At 54.4% G+C, this 19,774-nt stretch carries 15 protein-coding genes; 9 read left to right on the top strand and 6 right to left on the bottom strand.

The genetic code is table 11. The features are described 5' to 3' along the window. Window positions 1-244 precede the first annotated feature (244 nt). Window positions 245-1,726: a WD40 repeat domain-containing protein gene (locus TBK1r_RS13120; RefSeq protein ID WP_145211115.1), complete on the top strand. Its 1,482-nt coding sequence runs from the start codon at window positions 245-247 to the stop codon at window positions 1,724-1,726. A gap of 137 nt (window positions 1,727-1,863) precedes the next feature. Here the strand turns inward: TBK1r_RS13120 and TBK1r_RS13115 are convergent, their stop codons facing one another. After that, window positions 1,864-2,772, bottom strand: coding sequence for a ParB/RepB/Spo0J family partition protein (locus tag TBK1r_RS13115; RefSeq protein WP_145211112.1), 909 nt, complete (start codon window positions 2,770-2,772; stop codon window positions 1,864-1,866). Between the two features lie 3 nt (window positions 2,773-2,775). Next, entirely contained in the window at window positions 2,776-3,606 is an 831-nt protein-coding gene (locus TBK1r_RS13110; protein ID WP_419581304.1) for a ParA family protein, read from the bottom strand. Window positions 3,607-3,771: 165 nt separating this feature from the next. Here TBK1r_RS13110 and TBK1r_RS13105 point away from each other — a divergent pair, with 165 nt between their 5' ends. Beyond that, window positions 3,772-5,037 (top strand): hypothetical protein, encoded by a 1,266-nt coding sequence (locus TBK1r_RS13105; RefSeq protein ID WP_145211106.1) that lies wholly within the window; start codon window positions 3,772-3,774, stop codon window positions 5,035-5,037. 289 nt (window positions 5,038-5,326) lie between these two features. On the opposite strand, the gene TBK1r_RS13100 is transcribed toward TBK1r_RS13105, so the two are convergent. Both TBK1r_RS13100 and TBK1r_RS13095 read right to left on the bottom strand, forming a co-directional pair. Then, window positions 5,327-5,953, bottom strand: a complete 627-nt coding sequence (locus TBK1r_RS13100; RefSeq protein WP_419581303.1) for a 3'-5' exonuclease — start codon at window positions 5,951-5,953, stop codon at window positions 5,327-5,329. A 268-nt stretch (window positions 5,954-6,221) separates the two neighbouring features. Beyond that, window positions 6,222-6,410, bottom strand: coding sequence for a hypothetical protein (locus TBK1r_RS13095; protein WP_145211099.1), 189 nt, complete (start codon window positions 6,408-6,410; stop codon window positions 6,222-6,224). A gap of 903 nt (window positions 6,411-7,313) precedes the next feature. On the opposite strand from TBK1r_RS13095, the gene TBK1r_RS13090 reads away from it, so the two are divergent. From TBK1r_RS13090 to TBK1r_RS13060, 7 genes are all read left to right on the top strand, one after another. Then, window positions 7,314-8,222, top strand: coding sequence for a hypothetical protein (locus TBK1r_RS13090; protein ID WP_419581302.1), 909 nt, complete (start codon window positions 7,314-7,316; stop codon window positions 8,220-8,222). 367 nt (window positions 8,223-8,589) lie between these two features. Continuing rightward, window positions 8,590-10,983, top strand: coding sequence for a heavy metal translocating P-type ATPase (locus tag TBK1r_RS13085; protein ID WP_145211093.1), 2,394 nt, complete (start codon window positions 8,590-8,592; stop codon window positions 10,981-10,983). A gap of 290 nt (window positions 10,984-11,273) precedes the next feature. Beyond that, window positions 11,274-12,728, top strand: a complete 1,455-nt coding sequence (locus tag TBK1r_RS13080; protein ID WP_419581301.1) for a TolC family protein — start codon at window positions 11,274-11,276, stop codon at window positions 12,726-12,728. Between the two features lie 86 nt (window positions 12,729-12,814). Next, window positions 12,815-14,332, top strand: a complete 1,518-nt coding sequence (locus TBK1r_RS13075) for a multicopper oxidase domain-containing protein (RefSeq protein WP_145211087.1) — start codon at window positions 12,815-12,817, stop codon at window positions 14,330-14,332. 132 nt (window positions 14,333-14,464) lie between these two features. Continuing rightward, window positions 14,465-14,752, top strand: a complete 288-nt coding sequence (locus TBK1r_RS13070) for a metal-sensitive transcriptional regulator (RefSeq protein WP_145211084.1) — start codon at window positions 14,465-14,467, stop codon at window positions 14,750-14,752. 1 nt (window position 14,753) lies between these two features. Continuing rightward, a complete protein-coding gene (locus TBK1r_RS13065; protein ID WP_419581300.1) occupies window positions 14,754-15,815 on the top strand; it encodes a potassium channel family protein in 1,062 nt (353 codons plus the stop codon). A gap of 293 nt (window positions 15,816-16,108) precedes the next feature. After that, window positions 16,109-17,404 carry a PP2C family protein-serine/threonine phosphatase gene (locus tag TBK1r_RS13060; RefSeq protein ID WP_419581299.1) on the top strand — a complete coding sequence of 432 codons (1,296 nt, stop codon included), beginning with the start codon at window positions 16,109-16,111 and terminating at the stop codon, window positions 17,402-17,404. A 29-nt stretch (window positions 17,405-17,433) separates the two neighbouring features. On the opposite strand, the gene TBK1r_RS13055 is transcribed toward TBK1r_RS13060, so the two are convergent. Then, window positions 17,434-18,198 carry a GNAT family N-acetyltransferase gene (locus TBK1r_RS13055; RefSeq protein WP_419581298.1) on the bottom strand — a complete coding sequence of 255 codons (765 nt, stop codon included), beginning with the start codon at window positions 18,196-18,198 and terminating at the stop codon, window positions 17,434-17,436. 311 nt (window positions 18,199-18,509) lie between these two features. Then, on the bottom strand, window positions 18,510-19,559 hold the full coding sequence (locus tag TBK1r_RS13045) for a hypothetical protein (RefSeq protein WP_419581297.1): 1,050 nt from the start codon (window positions 19,557-19,559) through the stop codon (window positions 18,510-18,512). Between the last annotated feature and the right edge of the window lie 215 nt (window positions 19,560-19,774).

Here is a 19,774-nt window from a genome sequence, read left to right as displayed (position 1 = left end):
ACCGGACGCAGCAAGTCAAGGTGGAGCCTTTCGCGTAGCGAAAGCAGCAGTGAGGGCCAGAGCAAAGCGGCGGGACGAACGGACCTTGACGCTGTGGCACGATTGGAAATGCCGCAGACAGGCCCCAGCCATTCCGATTGCTTTGCTTCCGTTCGACCTCGTAGTGGTGGTGATTCCGGACCGAAGCGGTCAGAATAGAAATCTGTAGACACCCCCCACCGGTATTCGCAGTGAGTTGGATTTGATGTGTATTTCGCGAGATGGACGATTCGGATTCGGTTTGATTGCGCTCGTGGTTTGTTTCTTGGTTCTCGAACCGGCACGTGCGGACGAGGCTAAAGAACGTGAACTATGGCACTTGGAATTGCGAAACGTTGGCGGCGGGGCGGACTACAAGCGGCCCTATTCGCCGGTCTGTTTTTCGCCGGACGGGAAGCGGATGGCGGTGTCGTTGGCAAATCGCAAGAGTGTCTGGGAACGACACGGCAATGACGAGAATTCCGTCGTCTGCAAGGATGTCCCCGAAGGCTCAGGTATCGGGATTTGGGAACTGGAGAGCCTACGGTTTCTGAATTGGATCGAGGTAGGTGCTCACAAGGTCATTCGGTTCACGCCAGATGGGAAGTCAATTGCAGCATTAGACGAATCCCATTTACTCCTGTGGGACGCAGAGTCCGGCGAAGGTTCCAAAGTTGAATTGCTGAAGGACGCATCTTGGGCGAATGAGCTAAAGAGCGGTTTTTGCTGGGGACCAAACGGCAGCATCGTTGTTCGGCAAAGCAAGGCACTGGTTCAATATTCCGCGTCCGGTGAACTGCAGAGTGAATATCCAATCGACAGGGTCATCGATCTCGTGAGCCTCGAAAGCGAAGCCAACCGACAACGCATCATTGCAGACTGTTACTACTGGGATCTGAGCACCGGCCATAAGGTCACCATATCGCCAAGCGGGTTCTGCCACTCAGTCATTCGTCCTGGCACGACAGAAATCTGGGGCCGTTCTGACCGGAGTTACGGCGCGATTGCGAAGTGGAACCCGTCGACTGGGAAAGTGGCGTATCCGTTCAAGGAAGGTCTGAACAGAAAATCGTCTGCGGAAAACGGCACCGTGCAGTGGCGGATCGAAGGCGTCGCCTTTAGTCCTAACGGCAAGGTTCTTGCCTCGATTGGTAGCGACAGTTGCATTCACCTATGGAACGCGGCGAGCGGCAACCGTATTGCGACGTTGGAAGTGACGAAGGGGCCAAGGAAAGGGAAAGACGACGATGGAGTGGGGCGACCGACTCTCAAGATGGTCAAGTTCTCACCGGACGGTAAATGGCTCGTGGCCTGTTCGGTAGAGAGCGTCAGCATCTTCAAAATCGAGCGACTCAAGCCGCACATCACAGAGGGCGAGATTCACCGCGTGACGCAGTATTTTGCTGGCACAGAGCTTATCCAAGAAATCGTCACCGAACCTCACGGAGCGAAAACGCTCGTCGGTTCCATGCTTCACACCGAAGAACAACAGCCCGGTGCCAGAGTCGCCGCTCTGAAGCCGGACAACGACGAAGTATGGTATGACGCCGTCATCCTTGCGCGGGTAACAAACTACAACAGCAAGAAGGGAATTTACTACAACGTACATTACGAAGGTTACAGTCGCGACGATGACAAGCCTGTTCCCGAATGGCGAATCCGTCCGAAGCTGGCACCTCATCTGAAAGTCAGAAACTTAGGTAGATAGATTGGGTGCGAGTTCGGTGCCACTCGCGGGGTGGGTTAGTTGGTGATTGCTTCGCTCGACCGTCGAGCCCCTTCTTCACGCGCCAATTGGAGGGTCGGTCTGACCCATTGCGCCGACAGTGGCGCATTGTTTTGCATCTAGATCAGCTTGATGTTGTTCCGAATCCTGTGGCGAACTTCGTCGAGTGCCTCAGACAACGCCAACTCGACTTCGTGATAGTTGACTTTGGTCCCGGCGGTGACAGTCACTTTCAAGCCGTTCTCGGGAAAGAACACCTGATGAATCCCCTTGCGTGGCTTCGAGGAAGATTTGCCGCGACGCTGTTTGATCTGGTTAACCGTGTTGGCGTGAGAAAGCTCACCAGATGCCGCCCGTCTCGCCAGTTTCGTCTGTTGTTCCGTGTTGTTGAGTTTGCTGATCTCGTAGGCCGATGTCTTCGGCAGAGTTCCGGCATCGACTTTTCGTTGAATTTCGGTCGGCAAGTCAAGCAACGCGAGCGAGCGACTTATGCGTGACGTGGTCACGCGAAGCGCGTCGGCGACCTGTTTGCCATTCCAGCCGTTGAGTTCCATAAGCGACTGATACGCTTTGGCTTCTTCAAGCGGTTTGAGGTCGGCCCGAAGCAGATTCTCGACAAGTTGCTGCTCCCTCACTTCACCTGCTGTCAACTCGCTATCAACGAAGTAGCAATCGATGTTGGGAAGCCCGGCAGCTTTTGTGGCACGCCAGCGGCGTTCGCCGGAAACGATGATCCACTTGCTGATGTCGTCGTTCCAGCGGACACGAATCGGATGAAGCTGTCCGTGGGCACGAATGCTTCCGGCAAGGCGTTTGATGTCAGCATCGTCGAACTCAGTTCTTGGCTGTTCCTGATCCGGGACAATGCGGTCCACTTCGACCGAGCCGAAGGTCCGCAGCGGACGTCGTCCGATATCTTTCGCTGACGAAACCGGACTCAGTTGTGCGGACCGTGCTGTTCTTCGCAAACCCATTGATTCATCAACATTCAAACCGACTTCTTCGAGTGCATTTCTTGTGTTTGCCATTGGCTACGCGATCCTTCGCTTGCGTTCTTCCATATCGATTCGGTCAAGAATCTCACGAGCAAGGCAAAGTGTCAATTTGGCGGCTTTGGACCTTCTGTCATGAAACGCGACCGGTCGCCGACGAGTCAACGCGACCTTGAAAGCAGATGCTTCTGGGATAGCTGTCGTCATCACCATTTCGCCGTACATCTCACGCAACTTTTGTTCGTACATTCGGTGAACCAGCAATCGCTTGTCGCGACGGGTTATCAAGTGCCCCAACAGGCGAAGCGTCGGATTCAGTTGACGGGCCTGTTCAATGCACTGATGCACGGCCCGCAAACCTTGCGTGCCGAAATCCTCCGGCGGGACCGGAATCAGCACGTAGTCTGCCGCGACCATCGACGTCCAGCTACAGCGATATAGGTTCGGTGGGCAGTCGATGAGAACAATGTCGAAGCCGGATTGTTCAGTCAGGAACTCCTGAATTGCGTATTGCTGCATTCCAGTTTTTTCCGGCTCCGGAAGGTTGAAGCGTGCGAGCATGTGATTCGCCGGACAAATTGTGATTCGGTCAAACGGTGTCGCACGCAGCAATGTGTCTCGCGGCTCGAACGCACTGTTGTCGTCGAACAACATCGAGATCGTTTCCTGACTGCGCAGCGATTCGACAAACTCTGATCCCAAAAATCCTTGGCTCAGTGAACCCTGCGGGTCCATGTCCAGCAACAGGACGTACAGGCCAAGTTCCGCGAATGCTCCAGCAAGATGAAAGCAGGTCGAGCTTTTCCCACAGCCGCCCTTTTGATTGATTAGGCAAAACGTCGCCGCCATGTTCCTCCATGAAAATTGCAAGTTGCAATTTCGGGCAAGTGTCCGAAATCTCTCGTGGAATCGTGGCACGGTCCGATGAAGGTCGTCAAGAACTTTCGCACTCTCCAGTACAGCCGCAGTTCATCGTGATTTTCGCTGGCTCAGTGGTCGGGCGACGTGCTACGAACTTCAAGGGAGTTGAAGTAAATGGCACGTTCCAGTGAGCAACCTAAAGCACGTCGGATTGGTTTTGGCCAGCTAAGTTTGGTGGAACACTCCCTGTGTCCGCTCGACCGGCAGTCGTCGCTGGTCGAAAACCTCGTCCATCATACGGAATACCGATTCAGTGATGCGAATCGCAAACGGCGAACTGCGAACGCTCGCATCTTCTGTCCGCTGGGGCTGTCGGCCAGTGACGAAATCTATCTGTGGGGTTTGTTGGCCTTGACGCTCTCTCAGCCGGACGAACGTTCAGACTTAATAGCAACACCCCATTGGTGCCTGAAACAGCTTGGCATCGTCAATTCCGGGTCCGGTCGTGGCGGCGAACAGTATCGCCTGTTTCGCGATGCGTTGAGACGTCTTTCGGTAGCGAGCTACCTGTGCGACGCGTTTTACGATCCTGTGCAAGCCGAACATCGCGAGGTCAGCTTCCATTTCCTCAGCTACAGCCTGCCGACCGACCCACTGTCGTCTCGTGCTTGGCGTCTGTCTTGGGACCGGACGTTTTTCGAGCTGGCAAAACACGGAGCGAGTCATTTGCGATTCGACTTAGACCTGTACCGAAACTTGGACCCGGCTTCACGACGGCTGTTCCTGTTTGCCTCCAAGATTTTCCACCGTCGAGCGACTCTTCCGCAGTTCGACTTGCGGCATTTGGCGGTAGACGTTTTGGGTTTCTCTGCCGATATCGCTGCGTACGACCTGCGAATGAAAGTCCTCCGATGCTTGAAACGATTGGACGTTGCCGGTGTCGTCCGTGATTTCCAAGTCGTTCGAGTCGCCAAGAATCAATACGTGGTGAATGCTCGACGAGGCTCACACTTTGACCGCGATCCGATTTCCGGGACGCACGGTCGGGAACTACAACCAGTATTGGAAACGCTCGTTGGGCTGGGCTTCGATACGGGTGCCGCCCGTGGTCTACTTCGCCGATATCCAGCTCGGCTATTGGAAGAATGGGCTGACATCACTCAGGCGAAGATCGATCGTCAGGGATTGGGTTCATTTCGCCGTTCACCGATGGCCTACCTCGTTGATTCGGTCAGCAAAGCCCATCAAGGAATGCGAACACCTCCCGACTGGTGGCACGATCTCCGCCGTGAAGAAAGCAAACGAGCGAGCTTGACGGATGAAAGTCAAAAAGTGTTCGACCAGATACGGTCTGAACTTTTCAGCGGCGCGTCTGACGAATCCACAGAGTCAACGAAAGGCGTTGCTGCTGTCGGCGATATTCTCAAAACGATTCGCTGACCATGAATGAACCTCGACTATCGAGACTTCCTCACCTCTCAGAAGGCAAATTGCAGAAGCATGTCCTTTGGTTGTATCAGTAGTACTTTGTACAAGTACTTTGGTGGTTGAGACCGATTCGCCGAATGTTCAGGAAACCTCCAGAGTTTGCGGGCGGTTACACTGACTCCAATGGGAATGATGGACAGAAAACACGACGCCATCTACACGTATCAATCCGCGTTTTACGATGCCAGCTACACGCATTCGGACGATCATTTTACGACGCGAACTACACGCTTGGAGAAAATTATCCACAGGCATGCAGCGGTGGCCGCATCATGCTCTGGCGATGTTGAGCAATGGCTCGGTACAGATCCACGGTTGCGCGAACATCGTTCAATGCTTCGTGAGCCTCACAGGCTCTCAGTGACACCCCAAAATAGTGACAGAGTGTTCGCAGACTGAAGTCCGGTGGCGGCGTCAGCGACTTGTCTTCGTGGAACAGCCAGATCGCTCGCTGCAATGTGCAGAAGACTCGCGGCGAAGCTGGCAGGAACTCGTCGTAGCGGTCATACCATGCACTGAGGAACGCTCCGTCAAAGACTCCGTTGTGTGCCACCAGTTGAGCGACACGAAAGACTCGCCCCTTGGCTGACAATTGGTCAACCGTGGCATGTCGTCGAAGCAAATCGGTGAACTCTTTCATCACGTCACCAGCGGGCTTAGCCTCTTTTTCCCAGCGCTGCGGCGAGTAGCTTGCTTTGCGAAGTGACTTTGCGTTGGCAAACTTTCTCTCGAACTGAATTTTGGCCTCGAAGCGTTCCAGTTCTCGCTGATTGCTGTCGACTGCGATGGCCGCGATTTCGATGATCGGTCGCCACGGCTTCAGACCAGCCGTTTCCAAATCGACAAAGACGAGACGTTCATCTGGCACGTTGACATTCATGTCTTTCGGTTAGCACGGATTTACTCAGAAAATCAAACGCGCCTTCGTTCAGGTCAAAGTTGCAAACACGCACCGGTACGGTATTGAGTCAAGGTGGTCGAGAATCGGACTCTCTTCCACGGCTGTTGTTTACGTCAAACGCGCTGCTGCGAACGGACTGCGAGTTCAGTTCGTAAGCGGTGGCACGCATGACAGACGTTGACAGGCAATCGCACCCGGTAAACCTGAACTCACCATTCAGGCTAAGGGCGTTGGGCTAACCACCAACGACGCGATTGGCCCGTAGAGCCGGATGCATCGAGAGGTGCTTGTCCGGTTCGACGGAGGCTTCGTCGAGTAATCCGGTCTCGACTGCTGACATTCGTACGTCAGCAAACGCGTAGACCGAGTAATCCGACGATTCGATCCGATAGCTCGTTTGGGGACCAACGCGGATGCAATCCATTGATTGCGCTTGTGCCCCAAGCAAACGAGGGCGATGCGGAAATACCTTGAGACGTTCTCAAGGCCGCTATTTTCCAAAACAGGTGAGGTATTTGAGATGAAAGAATTTCTGACATCAAAGATGCGTAATCCTGTACAGGGGGTCCGAGGTCACCGACCTCGTTCAACCTGTCCGGCGTGGGGAGTTTCGAGTCTGGTGACAGACCGAACCGCAGGCGACTTACTGCGGGGATCGTTGGCAAATCCAACGACCGCGAATAGCTCAACTACGAAAGGCCCGCGAGGGCTTGCCGGTGAACTTTGCAGAAGACGGAGCCGAATTGCGAACGGCTTTGGCTGGTGGGTAAGAGGGTGCTTCTACGTTCGGCCCTCAGAAATGATTGCAACCTGCAATCGAAACTATGCCGGTTCTGGCGAACTGGACATACAGCCAAATCCCCTCCCGGTCACACGGGATAGCGACGTGAGCTGCAAGGTGAAGGGAATAGCTAACGCAGGAAGCTCTATGGCAGCCGGTGTGGTTACCGGTGCTTGGCATGGTCAGTCAAGTGATTCAAACGCCGTAGAGTGGGAGTGTGGCCTGATTAGAAGTCGAGTTGCCTTCAGGCGGGAGCCTGCTGTGCGACTTGAGCGATGGCTGTGCAAGGCAGTGCAGTCTCGTTGGTGTTCTCGGGTGGTGCCGAGAGCTTTGCCACGACGAAAGGGCTGACGGGCAGTTTTTCTGTCAATGATGCTGTGCTGTCGACTGAAGGGAATTCAGTCGGCAGTTCTTGGAAGGACGCAAGCGGTCACACAAGACTTGTGCGGGAGCACTGGTCTTCTGTGGCGATGACTCAGCAGCGGTACCTGACGTGCGTCTGCACGTTGATGGTTCTGCTGTGAGGTTGTTTGTGTGAAAGGTTGTATGCATTGGCGTGGCACAATACATGAATGTAGTGACGCGCCAGCATGGAACCCTGCCGTGGTGTTTCTGCCCTCTGTGAGCGGACCTGCTGGGTCTTTACAGAGTGGCAGCACCGCAGGCATTCCGCCAGCGTTTTTCTTTTCCAGCGGCTTTGGGAACCTGTGCCGTGCGCACCAATTTGGTCGCAAAACAGGTTCCACCATTTTAATTGCTAGTTTCGTGGAGCACGGAAGCTCAATGCAGTATCGAGCTGTGACAACATCGGTGGAAGGATTCGTTCAACAGATTGCCTGTTGCTATTTGCGGCACGGCTATTGGTTTTATGTCGAAGGCCGCGTTCCTGAAGGCAAGCGAGCGGAGAGCATCGATCAGAAGCTCATCGCGAAGTATGGCATTGACGTCAGTGAATCGACGCGAGCACGTCGTAAGAAGGCAGGCCGGGCAAACCTGCAATACATTCGTCATGAATCAACGTTCGTCATTCTGGCGACCAAAGGTGAGCATCGCTTTTTTGAGGAAGAGGCGAATCTGATTCGCGATATTCGCAGAGTCCCAATTCGATACGCTGGGTATTCGATCAGCTACAAACCGGGTGGGCGAAACAAGGACGGCAGCAATGACGACCGGTGGCATGCTCACGTTGAAATGGACCGTGACCAATTCCTTGAATTGCGAGCTTGGTTTTCCGAGCGAGCCTTGCGGGATTCGACCGACCGACTTGCGATGGCGTTCTGCGCACTGCCGATCGCTCCCTATGCTCCCGTTCGTCGCCAGATGCTAATGATGCTCCGGGAGGTGAATCGAATTCGGAAGATGGCTGGCAAAAAGCAACTGCCTTACGAAATCCTTCCTCTAAGAAGACGCGTGGTCAAGCCGTTCGGTGACGTCAGTTCCAAATTGCGAAACTGACTAAACTGACTCGTTTTCTTGCTTTAGCGGTTGTTGAGCAAGCGAGCCAGGGCTTAGATGATCGTATGTGCTCAAAACGTAGGCGGCTCATGAAGTCGATGTAGCTGGCGCACGCCTCGGCGCAGTCCAGCATCCATGACATGGTCTGTCCGACGTGATCCCGTCTTCGACAGGAGGTGGGCGTTAGCACATCGTTGAACGTGGCTTTACAGTTTTGCGTGCATGCAGTGGCTCGCGTCATTGTTTTCTCCATCTCGGTATGCAATTTGCATACCGCTAAGGGGTATCTGCTAGACTGCACGAATGACTTGTTTATCAACGACCACAACTTTGCTGCGTGGCAACCAGCCAAGAAGAGATTGAATTTATGATGACCAACAAAAGTTCCGTCACTGACCCCGTTTGCGGCATGAGTGTGTCTCCTGCGGGTGCTCTTCAGAGCGATTTCGAGGGGCAAACGTACTTTTTTTGCAGTTCTCGCTGTCAGAGTCAGTTTGCGGCCAATCCGGGTGAAGTCCTGGCTAAGCGCGCGAAGAAGGAGGCAACCAGTATCCGAAAATCGGGAAGCGAGGCAAGTTGCTGTGGTGGGCATGAGCATGGTGGCGGTAGACCGACGTTGCCAGCGACTGGCCCCGTTAATGAAGGGGCGATCTACACCTGCCCGATGCACCCGGAGATCGAGCAGGTTGGTCCCGGGGACTGTCCGATTTGTGGGATGGACTTGGAGCCGAAGTTTGTCGACACGGCTGATCAAGGCGAGGACGAACAATATGCCGACATGAAGCGGCGGTTCTGGGTTGGCGTTGCGTTGTCGGTGCCGTTGCTGATCATTGCAATGGGACCGATGGTGGGATTGCGAGTTGCGGCATGGATGAGCAATACAGCATTTGGTTGGATGCAGTTGGTTCTCGCGACGCCGGTGGTGTTTTGGTGCGGATGGCCGTTGTTGGTGCGTGGCGCGAAGTCGTTTCGCAGCATGAATCTGAACATGTTCTCGTTAATCGCTGTTGGAACTTTGGCCGCCTATCTATTCAGCTTGGTGGTTGTACTGGTTCCGGGTGTGATTCCCGAGGCGTTCTTTGAAAACGGTATGCCACCGCTCTATTTTGAAGCTGCAGCGGTCATTGTTACGCTCGTGTTACTGGGCCAAGTTTTGGAACTGAGGGCGCGTCAACAAACTGGCGGAGCGATTCGCGAACTGATGCAACTCGCACCCGAGACCGCACACCGAATCACCGACGATGGTGAAGAAGAAGTCGCACTGAAAGCGATTCATAAAGGCGACCGCCTGCGAGTCCGCCCTGGTGAGAAAGTTCCCGTCGATGGTCGCGTGCTCAATGGATCAAGCAGCGTCGATGAGTCGATGTTGACTGGCGAGCCGATTCCGGTGAAGAAATCGGAAGGCGACGACGTTACCGGTGGAACGCTGAACCAAACCGGCGCGTTGGTGATGGAAGCGGTTGGCGTGGGCGGCGATACCGTGCTGAGCCGCATCGTGCAAATGGTTGCAGATGCTCAGCGAAGCCGGGCACCGATTCAAAAGCTGGTCGATGTGGTTGCTCGGTACTTTGTTCCCGCGGTGATCGTCTGCTCGATTGCTGCATTCATTGGCTGGGCCGTGTTCGGCCCAGAACCGCAGTTGGCTCATGCGTTTGTTGCTGCCGTCGCGGTACTCATCATTGCTTGCCCTTGTGCGTTGGGACTCGCGACGCCGATGTCGGTGATGGTTGGTGTAGGGCGGGGTGCGAAAGAAGGCGTGCTGATCAAAAACGCGGAGGTGCTAGAGGTAATGGAGAATGTTGACACGATCGTGGTGGACAAGACTGGAACGTTGACGCAGGGTCGGCCTGAAGTGACGGCCATCGAGACGTTTAGTGACTGGCAAGAAGCGGACGTGCTAAGACTCGCCGCTGCAGTTGAGGCACAAAGCGAGCATCCCTTGGCCCAAGCGGTCGTCAGGCGGGCAAAAACGGATGGGTTGAATGTCGTCGAGGCGATTGATTTCAACAGTATCACTGGTGGAGGTGTTCGCGCTCGCGTGGATGGTCGCGATGTATTGATTGGCAAAGCGGATTTGCTGGATGAGAAAGGTGTCGCGGACGTTGAAGCAGGACGAAGTCGTGCTGGGTCACATCAGGCCGAGAGTGCTACGGTGGTGTTTGTTTCGATTGACAATCAATTGGCTGCGATACTGGCGATCACCGATCCGATCAAGGAATCGACACCCGCAGCGCTCAAGACCTTGCACGAGCTAGGGTTGCGAGTGGTCATGCTGACTGGGGACGCGGAACCGACTGCGAAGGCGGTCGGGTCGAAATTAGGCATTGACGAGTTTCATGCGGGCGTGTCACCGCAGGAAAAACATGACTTTGTTAGAGAGCTGAAAAACAATGGCAAGACTGTCGCGATGTGTGGGGATGGAATCAACGACGCACCGGCATTGGCGGAGGCCAACGTGGGAGTCGCGATGGGGACGGGAACCGGAGTGGCGATCGAATCGGCAGGCGTGACACTCGTCGGTGGTGATCTACGAGGCGTCGCGGCGGCGGCAAACTTGAGCCGCAAGACGATGAGCAACATTCGTCAAAATTTGTTCTTCGCCTTCATCTACAACACGCTCGGAATTCCGGTTGCGGCTGGACTTCTATATCCGGTCTTCGGCATGCTGCTCAGTCCGATGATCGCGGCAGCGGCGATGAGTTTAAGCAGCGTGTCGGTGATCGCGAATGCGTTGAGGTTGCGTCGAGCTTCGCTGACCTAGAAAGCTAAATTGTTTGTGATCATGAAACCCGTCGTCGTCATTAGCGTCGGTAGCGTTTGCCTGACAACCCGGTTGGGAGAGGCATTACCGGGTGACGATCCGTCGAAGCATCGTCTAAATTTTGCTGAAACATTCGGACAGTCCGACCGGCGGCTAATTCTTGCCCAATCATTACAAGCGGAATGAATACTGAGTCGACGACGCCTTCATTCACTCGCCGCTGTACCCGGTACGGGTATTTGGCCGAAGGTTTGAATACGACTCGGCATCATTCCAAGGATTCGGAAGCAATGAAACTAAAACTACTTCAGTTGTTGATCGCAGTGACGGCGGCGACAACTTATCAAACGGCGGTTGCTCAGGACGTCTCGATGGGACAGATGATGAGCATGGATCGGTCAATGACACAGTCACTCGGCGGTGTCGACGACCGAGTGGTTCCTGAGAGCGACTTGCCCCCGCTGCCCGATATGCCAAGTGGGTTTGCTGATTTCGACACGGCGTATGACTACGCGGACAATGGAGCGGTTGAAACTCACACGCTTGATACCGTCTTGGCGCTGGCAGCGGGAAACAACCCGACCATCCAGCAAGCGAGATTGCACGTTTCGGCGGAAACTTCCAAAGCGTTGCAGGCAGGTCTTTATCCAAACCCGGTCTTGATGTATGTCGGCGAGAAGATTGGTAGTGACGGCAGCGCGGGGGAGTTTCAGGGGTTCGAGGTCTCTCAGCGTTTCGTAACCGCTGGCAAACTGCAATTGAGTCGTTTGAAATATCGGCAACGCGCACATGTCGCCGAGCACCTCGCGATTGCACAGACTTACCGCGTGACGAATGCTGTCGAAGTTCAATTCATCGAGGCTTTGGCGGCGTCTATGCGACTCGAACTTCAACGAGAGATTGAGAAGACGGCCGAAGACGGTGCCGTGACGACTCGCGAACAGTACAACCAAGGGCAAGCCAATTTGACGGCGGTTCGACGCGCCAACGTCATGCTGCAAAAGCAGCGTTTAGAACGGATGGCGACCGAGAACGAGTACCGCGATGCGTTGCGGCGTCTATCCGCAATCGTCGGTGTTCCGCTATCCATGGGACCGACTGAAGGTGAGTTACGTCCGAGCGATGCGTTGGAGTCCTTCGACAACGTTCTCTCTCGTTTAGTGATGGAAAGTCCCGAAGTGTTGGCCGCGCGGGCGAAACTACGAGTGGATCAAACCACTGTCCGGCGCGAACAGGTGGAATGGATTCCTGACATCACGATCCAGGGCGGGCCTGGCTACAACTTCAGCAATGGCGACGACGTTTACAACGCCGGCGTTCAAATCGAGTTGCCGATTTACGATCGCAACCAAGGAACGATTCGCCAGGCTTGCCAAGACTTGCGACGACAGCAATTCGAGATTCAACGAATGGAATTGCATCTGAAAGAGCGTTTGGCGTCAGCCTATCGGGCCTACGCCACCGCTCTACAACATGCCACGGAGTACGATCGAGTCGTGATTCCCGAGCTGCGGGCGGCCTATCGGCAATTGCTCGTTAGCTACAAAGAAAATCGGATCGCTTGGCCGGAAGTCTTGGAAGGCCAACGCGGCTATTTTCAAGCCAGAATGGAGCAGATCGACCAGTTCAAAGTCGTTCGCCAACAGGAAACGATGATCAACGGCTTCCTTCTCCGCGGGGGACTCATGGCTGCCGACGGCCCTGTGCCACCGGGGCACATTGATGCGGTAGCCAAGCCGAGATAAGTCAGGCAGAAAGCCTTGGCGGCGTCCGCTACAGGTCTCTGCACGATTGAAACGAAACACCACCCAACAAACAATCGGAAAAACGAATGTCAAACACCGAAGACCGCCGACGCTTCTTAACCGCAGGATCGCTGGCCGCCGCGGCGGGAGCCGTTGGGAACTTGCTTGGCCGAAATGCACAGGCGCAAGAACCGATGCCAATGGACATGAAGGGAATGTCGTCGCATCAGCACGGCGAACAGGCAGCTCCCCAGATTCCAGCCGACTCGGAGGTTCAAGCCGAATACGATGGTTATTCGCGATTCAAACCGTCTCGCGGCAATGATCCCAACAGTGACTACTACCTTGGCAAATTGATGCCGGGATTTCGACCGGCTTCCGATGGCCCGGCTCCATTTGAAGCTCCCGACTTGGATAAGCTTCCCTACAAGATGGTTGGCGGAGTCAAGGAGTTTCAACTTGTCCCGATGGCGGTTAAGCGAGAGTTTCTGCCCGGCTATGAGATGAACGTGTACGGCTACAACGGCAGCATGCCGGGGCCGACGATCGAAGTCACCCAAGGAGATCGAGTGCGGTTTGTTGTTACCAACGAACTACCCGAAGACACATATGTGCATTGGCACGGTTTGGAGCTTCCGGTTCAGTGGGACGGTGCATCGGAGCTTTGCCAAGAACCGATCAAGCCGGGCGAGACCTTTGTTTACGAGTTCGATGTTCATGAGGAAGGCACGTTTTTCTACCACTCGCACGTGCCCATGCAAGAAGCGTTTGGAATGGTGGGATGGTTCATCGTCCATCCCAAGAAAGTCTTTGATCCACCGGTGGACCGTGACTTCGGATTGATCTTCCAGAACTTCTTCATCGACAGTTCGCAAAATATCGCTGACAGTTGGAAGATGGATTGGAACTGGCACACGATTAACGGTCGCAGCGGTCCCTACACAACACCACTGGTCGTCAAGCACGGCGAGCGAGTGCGAGTGCGAATTATGAATTTTGCACCGATGCAGCACCATCCAATCCACCTTCACGGTCATACGTTTTGGCTAACCGGTCGCGAAGGTGCCCGCACTCCGCACTCTGCTTGGATTCCACGCAACACGGAACTAATCGGCATCGCACAAGCTGCTGACTTCGAGTTCATCGCAAACAATCCCGGCGACTGGATGTTTCATTGTCACATGGTCCATCACATGATGAACCACATGACCGAACAAGTCGGGCCGCGGATGCGAAAGAACACCTCGGTGGACCAATACCTCGCCAACCTTGATTCTAGACCCGCCGTTGATTCGATTCGCCAAGACCCTGGCTTCGGGACCCCCGGCTATCCGCAAGAGATGAAGGGCATGAACATGTCTGATGCGATGATGAAGAAGATCGGCTCGCGCCGCGAGATGATGGGCATGCGTCCGATGGCGGAAATGGCGGTGATGGGACTGATGACAACGCTACGAGTCATGCCGGAGGACCTGTACCATAAAGTCATGGAAACCAATGAGACCGTGAAACCTGGCGAGGTCTTCACCGAGATCGTGAGACGATTTGGAGACATCTCCAAGTACAATTCTGGCAAAAAGTTGATGCCTGGAATGAAGATGTAGCGGCCTAACAGCGAAGGCGTTTGCCGGTTAAAATCAGGGATTCATAGCGGAACTCGTCTAGAGTTTCGACCCCTGCTGCCCGATAGTCTCAACGACTTCCGCTACCAAAGCCATTTTTCGTAAGCGTTTCCAATGCTCTCAGACGAAGAGAAAAAGAAGGTCAACAATCGACTCCGGCGTGTCATCGGACAGGTCGAAGCTGTTGGCCGCATGATCGAAGAGGATCAATATTGTGTGGATGTCTTGATGCAATTGTCGGCAGCGACAGGTGCTCTCGGCAAGGTTGGTCAAATCGTTTTGGAACAGCACTTGAAGACTTGTGTCGTCGAGGCTCTCGAAGGTGGTCCGTCCGCCGATCGAGAACAGAAGCTTGAAGAGTTGATCAGTCTGTTCCGAAAGTACGCAAGCGTGATCGACTAGCGTGACCGATGTCTTCCTGACGACCGCAGGACTGCTGGTGAGTGCTTTGGGCGTTTGGGAAACCTTCATGGCTGTCCTTCATCCCCGAGCAGTCGTGGGGCCGGTAACCAAAGCAATCAATCGCATCTTTCATGATGTGATTCGCGCACGGTTCATCCGGCCCAGCCCACTCATCGTCTTTAGCGGTCCGATTCTTCTCGTCACTCAGACAATCTGTTGGGCTTCACTGCTGGTGTTCGGCATCAGCTTGGTTGTGTGGCCCCAGCTAGGAACTGGAATAATATCAAGCGGGACGCAACCAACGGATCAGTCATTCGTGACTGCATTTTATTATGCAGGATTTACGATCACCACGCTTGGGGTTGGTGACTTGGTTCCCACGACGGCATGGACGAAGATTTCAACGGTCACGGCGGCGGGGCTGGGGTTTAGCTTCTTCACGCTTGTCTTAGCGTACGTCATTGCGATCTATTCGGCTCTTGCGAGACGAAACCAGTTTGCCTGCGAAATTGACTTCCGAACGCAGCGAACGGGGAATGCGATTATCTATTTGAAACCGCATGTGTTGTCGGGAGACTGGTCGCTTCTTCAGCAGGATCTCAACACGCTTTCGTCAAACCTGGCGGAACTCCTGGAGTCGCACCACTTCTATCCGGCCTTGCACTACTTCCGTTTTTCGGAGTCTCGATATGCCATGAGCCAGATGCTCCGCTTCTGCTTGGAAGTCTCGACGATCCTGCGAGCTCTCAGGGCAACAAAGCACTTGAGTTCACCAAGCAACCCTGAACCGATTGATCGCATTTGGAATGCGAGTATGCAAATGCTCGATGATGCGGAACGACATTTTGTCATCTGCACATCAAACGATCATTTCAATGAACCGCAAGTCGCAGATCAGTTTGTCAGCCAGGTTTTTGAAGTTGATCACGACGTGCAATGCGATGACACGAAAAGATTCGCAGCTAGCTATGAAACCCTTTGCCAAGAATGGGCAGGTAAGCTCCATGCACTTGAACACTGTTCGTACAGTCATCCTCGGCAGCAATCAAACCAACAGCAATGAATGCTTGCGGGCCATGGGGCGATTTTTTCAAGAATCTCCACGGCTGGTGAAGAACATGTGAAGAACGCCTATGTAGCAAGCATCCAAGCGGACAGCCCCACTATCGCGAACGTCCCCGGTCAATCTCCGAGCCAATGAAACGAATACCTACTCCCCAGTTCTGGCGACGGCTTCCATTGGCGAGACAGTTGTTGCTTGCCGTCAATTCGTTCCTATTGATTCTGGTCGCGACTTTTCTCGTGGTTGATCACCGGTTACGGATTCGGCGTGAGGTCCAGCAGACTCGGATTGCGTTGGCCGAAGAAGCGAAAACTTTGTACGAGTCGGCGGTTGCGATCGACGATAGTGGCAGCGATGCCGTGCAAAAGTTGGTCGATAGCGTCTGTGCGAGAATGAACTCGCAAGATTCGCCAGGACATCATATTGCACTCCGGTGGCAAGGCCAAAATTTGCAAGCTCAATCACACGGACGAGCATCCTCAGATATGTTCGATGCAATGATGGCGGCTGCGACCGGGAATCCAAATTCGATGCCAATGGCCGAATCCATGGTTGTGGGTTCTTTTGATGGACCAGCAGGTCGCGTGTACGTCTCGGAGAAGCGATCAAACATCCTTGCCGTCGCCCGGGAGGCCCTATTTCGACAGATGATCGCGGTCCTGCTGGGAGGCGTCATCGCTGCGGCGCTTGTGAGCCTCGTCATACGGCAGATTGTTACCAAACCGATGAGAAGGATGGAGGCGTCGTTGCAGCGAATTGGCAGTGGAGACTTGAACGCTCATGTCGATGTTCATAGCTGCCGCGAGCTAGCGTATTTGGGGGAACAGATCAACGAGATGAGGGCAAAACTGGACGCGGTCGAGCAAGACCGCCGTGTCCACATGGAAAAAGCAAAGTCGATTCAGCAAAACTTACGTCCCAAGAGCCAGGCATTAGAGGGCGTGCAGGTTGCTGAACTCTTTGAGCCAGCCGACGATGTTGGTGGTGACTACTACGATGTGATCCAGCTCAGCGATGGATCAACATTGCTATGCGTCGCCGACGTTTCAGGTCATGGCGTCCCCGCTGCGATGGCAGCGACTTTACTGAAATCTTTTGTCACTGACGCAGCGAAACTATCGAATCGCCCGGCAGAGATTCTCGATCATGTGAACCGCAAGTATTATGAGTACGTCGTGATGGGGCACTTCGCAACGATGGTACTTGTTCGCGTCGACAGTTTGCGGCGGCAGGTCGTGTATGCCAACGCCGGGCACGAACTCCCGTTCATTCAAAGCGGAGATGGACCTGTCGAGCGCCTTGAGCATAGCGACTTGATTTTGGGCGTCGAAGATAGCACGACCTACGAAGATCACAGCGTCAACGTTTGTGAAGGCACGAAGATCGTCATTGTCAGTGACGGCGTCACGGAAGCTTTCAATCCGAGCGAGGATCAGTTTGGAACCGGCCGTGTTGAAAGCGTTGTTTCCGTGGGAAGCGGGGACGACGCTAAGTCCTTGGTGCGACGGTTTGCCAGCGAACTGCATCAATTTCGCGAGGGGCGGGCCGCCTTCGACGACACGACGTTGCTTGTCGCTCAAGTCGGCTAAGCTCTGGTGTCGCCAGCATAGCGTCCCGTCTAAATACCACCCAACATCGGTTGTCCGGGATACTTCGCCAATGTGAAGCCGCCAATGCCGAATAGCATGCTGCGTCCAACCATCCGGAAACCCATCCGTCGGACACTGCTTAACGCGCGATAATTCGAGCCTTCGGTCGTTAGCATTAGCCCGGTAAAACCTTCGCTGCCTAAGCAATTTGCCAATTGAGCAATCATCGCTCCGTACAATCTTCGCCCCCGATATTCAGGCTTCACGAAGACATTGAAGACGTAGCCCACGGCATCAGGAAGGTAGAGAGGCATTTGCGTCGCCGGGTGTCCGTCGTGGTTGATCTCTCCAGGCACGTTTTCGATGGCCAGCCACAAGAACGACGCAAGCGATTGATCGTAAAAAACCGCAAAGCCTCGAATTCGCTCGCTTGCAAGAAGCTTGCGATGCTCGTCACTGAAGTGGTCTGGATAGTCGGCACACAGATCGTCGAGCATTGGAGCTGTCAATTCCGTAAACACCATCCCATCGGGCAGGTTGGTCATCTGCAGGTCGCCGAGTTCTGCCGCAAAGAAGCAGCAGACGTTGGCAATGGCGAAACGCCGCACTACCCGATAGGAAGGTATTTGATGCTTGTGAAGAGACTCATCAGTGACAGCATCCGCTGGAACAACTCTCGCCTGATCCGCCACTAGATCGCGACGCGGTCCGAGCGGGTGGAGTTGTGTAGCTGGCAACCGGCTGCGCACTTGGTTGATAGTCGCGATCGAAATCAACTTCGGTGTTGTACTCAATGTTCGATGCGGCTTGAGCTACATAGCTTTCCATCGCAGAAGTCTCTTCCTTCTTTGCAAGCCACGGAATCCGACTCGTAGCACAACCTGTCGTTGAAAACAGAAAGCACGCGGCAGCGACAAGCAAAACATTTCGTTTGATATTCATTTTGACAATCCATGTCATTCAAAAGAGTAAAAGGGCGGGGACGGCGTGACTTTCGACCTCGAACGAGCCGCGATTTCCAGGGACACCGCCCCCGCGTTTTTTAGTGAGGAGTGAGGAGTTGGGAGTTGCAATTTCTCTCTCCTCACTCCCAGCTCGTTACTCGTTACCGAATCAGCGGGGCGCTGACTCCTTGCTGCGCGAGGACAGCCAACCATTTTTGAGGCTCAGCAGCAATCTTTTTTGCGCAACCGGGGCAGCAGATGTAGATCGCTTTGCCAGCGGCGTGAACTTTGTAAGGTCCGCCCATCGCATCGAGTGGCTCATCCATCACGGGGCACTTCTTTTGCGCTGCGATAAAGGGTGCGTCTTCGGCACTGACCTTGAAAATGCCTTCGCGGACTTGTTCGGTTCCAGCAGGTACGGAACCAGTCGAGCCAGCGCCGTAAACCATCGCAAGGTATTTGGCTGGATCGGCTTTGATTCTTTTAATACAACCTTTGCAACACAAGAAGATTGGTTTATCACCGACCATCACCTTGATTGGATCGCCCATGCTACCAAGTGGTTCGTCCATCACGGGACAGACTTTTTGCTGAGCAATCATGGCGGCATCGGCCTGTGTTGCCGCAGTGACCGTGATGTTGGGATTGGAGGCAGGTGCTCCGTCACTCCTCGCTCCCGCACTCCCCTTCTGATCTCCGTAAACCATCGCGAGGTATTTCGCAGGTTCGGCTTGGATTTTCTTGATACAGCCTTTGCAACAGAGGTAAATTGGTTTGTCGCCGATCGTTACCTTGATGGGCGTGCCCATGCCACCGAGAGGCTCATCCATCACGGGGCAGACCTTTTGTGCGGCGATCGCTGCTGCATCCGCTGCGGTGGAAGTCGCAACGGTGATTTGTGGACGCCCTGCGGCGTACTTGGCCGGGTCTGACTTGACTGCACTGACGCAGCCTCCGCAACAAACGAATACGCGTTGACCGTTGACGTCTACGGCGACGGGATCACCCATGCTACCGAGTGGTTTTCCACTGACCGGACATATTTTTTGCCGAGCGATTGCGGCGGCTGCGAGCTGAAGTTCGCTCGCAGGCACTGTCGCCACTTCATTCAGCGTTAATGGTTGGCCGCCAGCAGCATTGATGCCAACCAACTGGATTTCAATTTCGATCTGACGCCCAGCAATTTGCGAAAGATTGACGGGAGCGGTCAAGCCGCCTTTACCGTCAGGCAGCAAGTCGTAGCGATACCGTTTCGCGTTGCCTTCGACTCGTAGGGACGCAGCCCCACGACCACGATCGACGGAAAGCGGTTGCCCACTTCGGTCGAAGACGAACATCTGAATGCCGCCTTGCGACACCACCGTCTCTAACTGAACAGCGCCTGCTTGTTTTAGCGACCCTCCGTGAGGCCCAGCGACCGGACGAG

The sequence above is a fragment of the Stieleria magnilauensis genome, assembly GCA_007753675.1.
GTDB lineage: Bacteria > Planctomycetota > Planctomycetia > Pirellulales > Pirellulaceae > Stieleria > Stieleria magnilauensis.
This window is presented reverse-complemented; position numbering and strand designations above follow the sequence as displayed.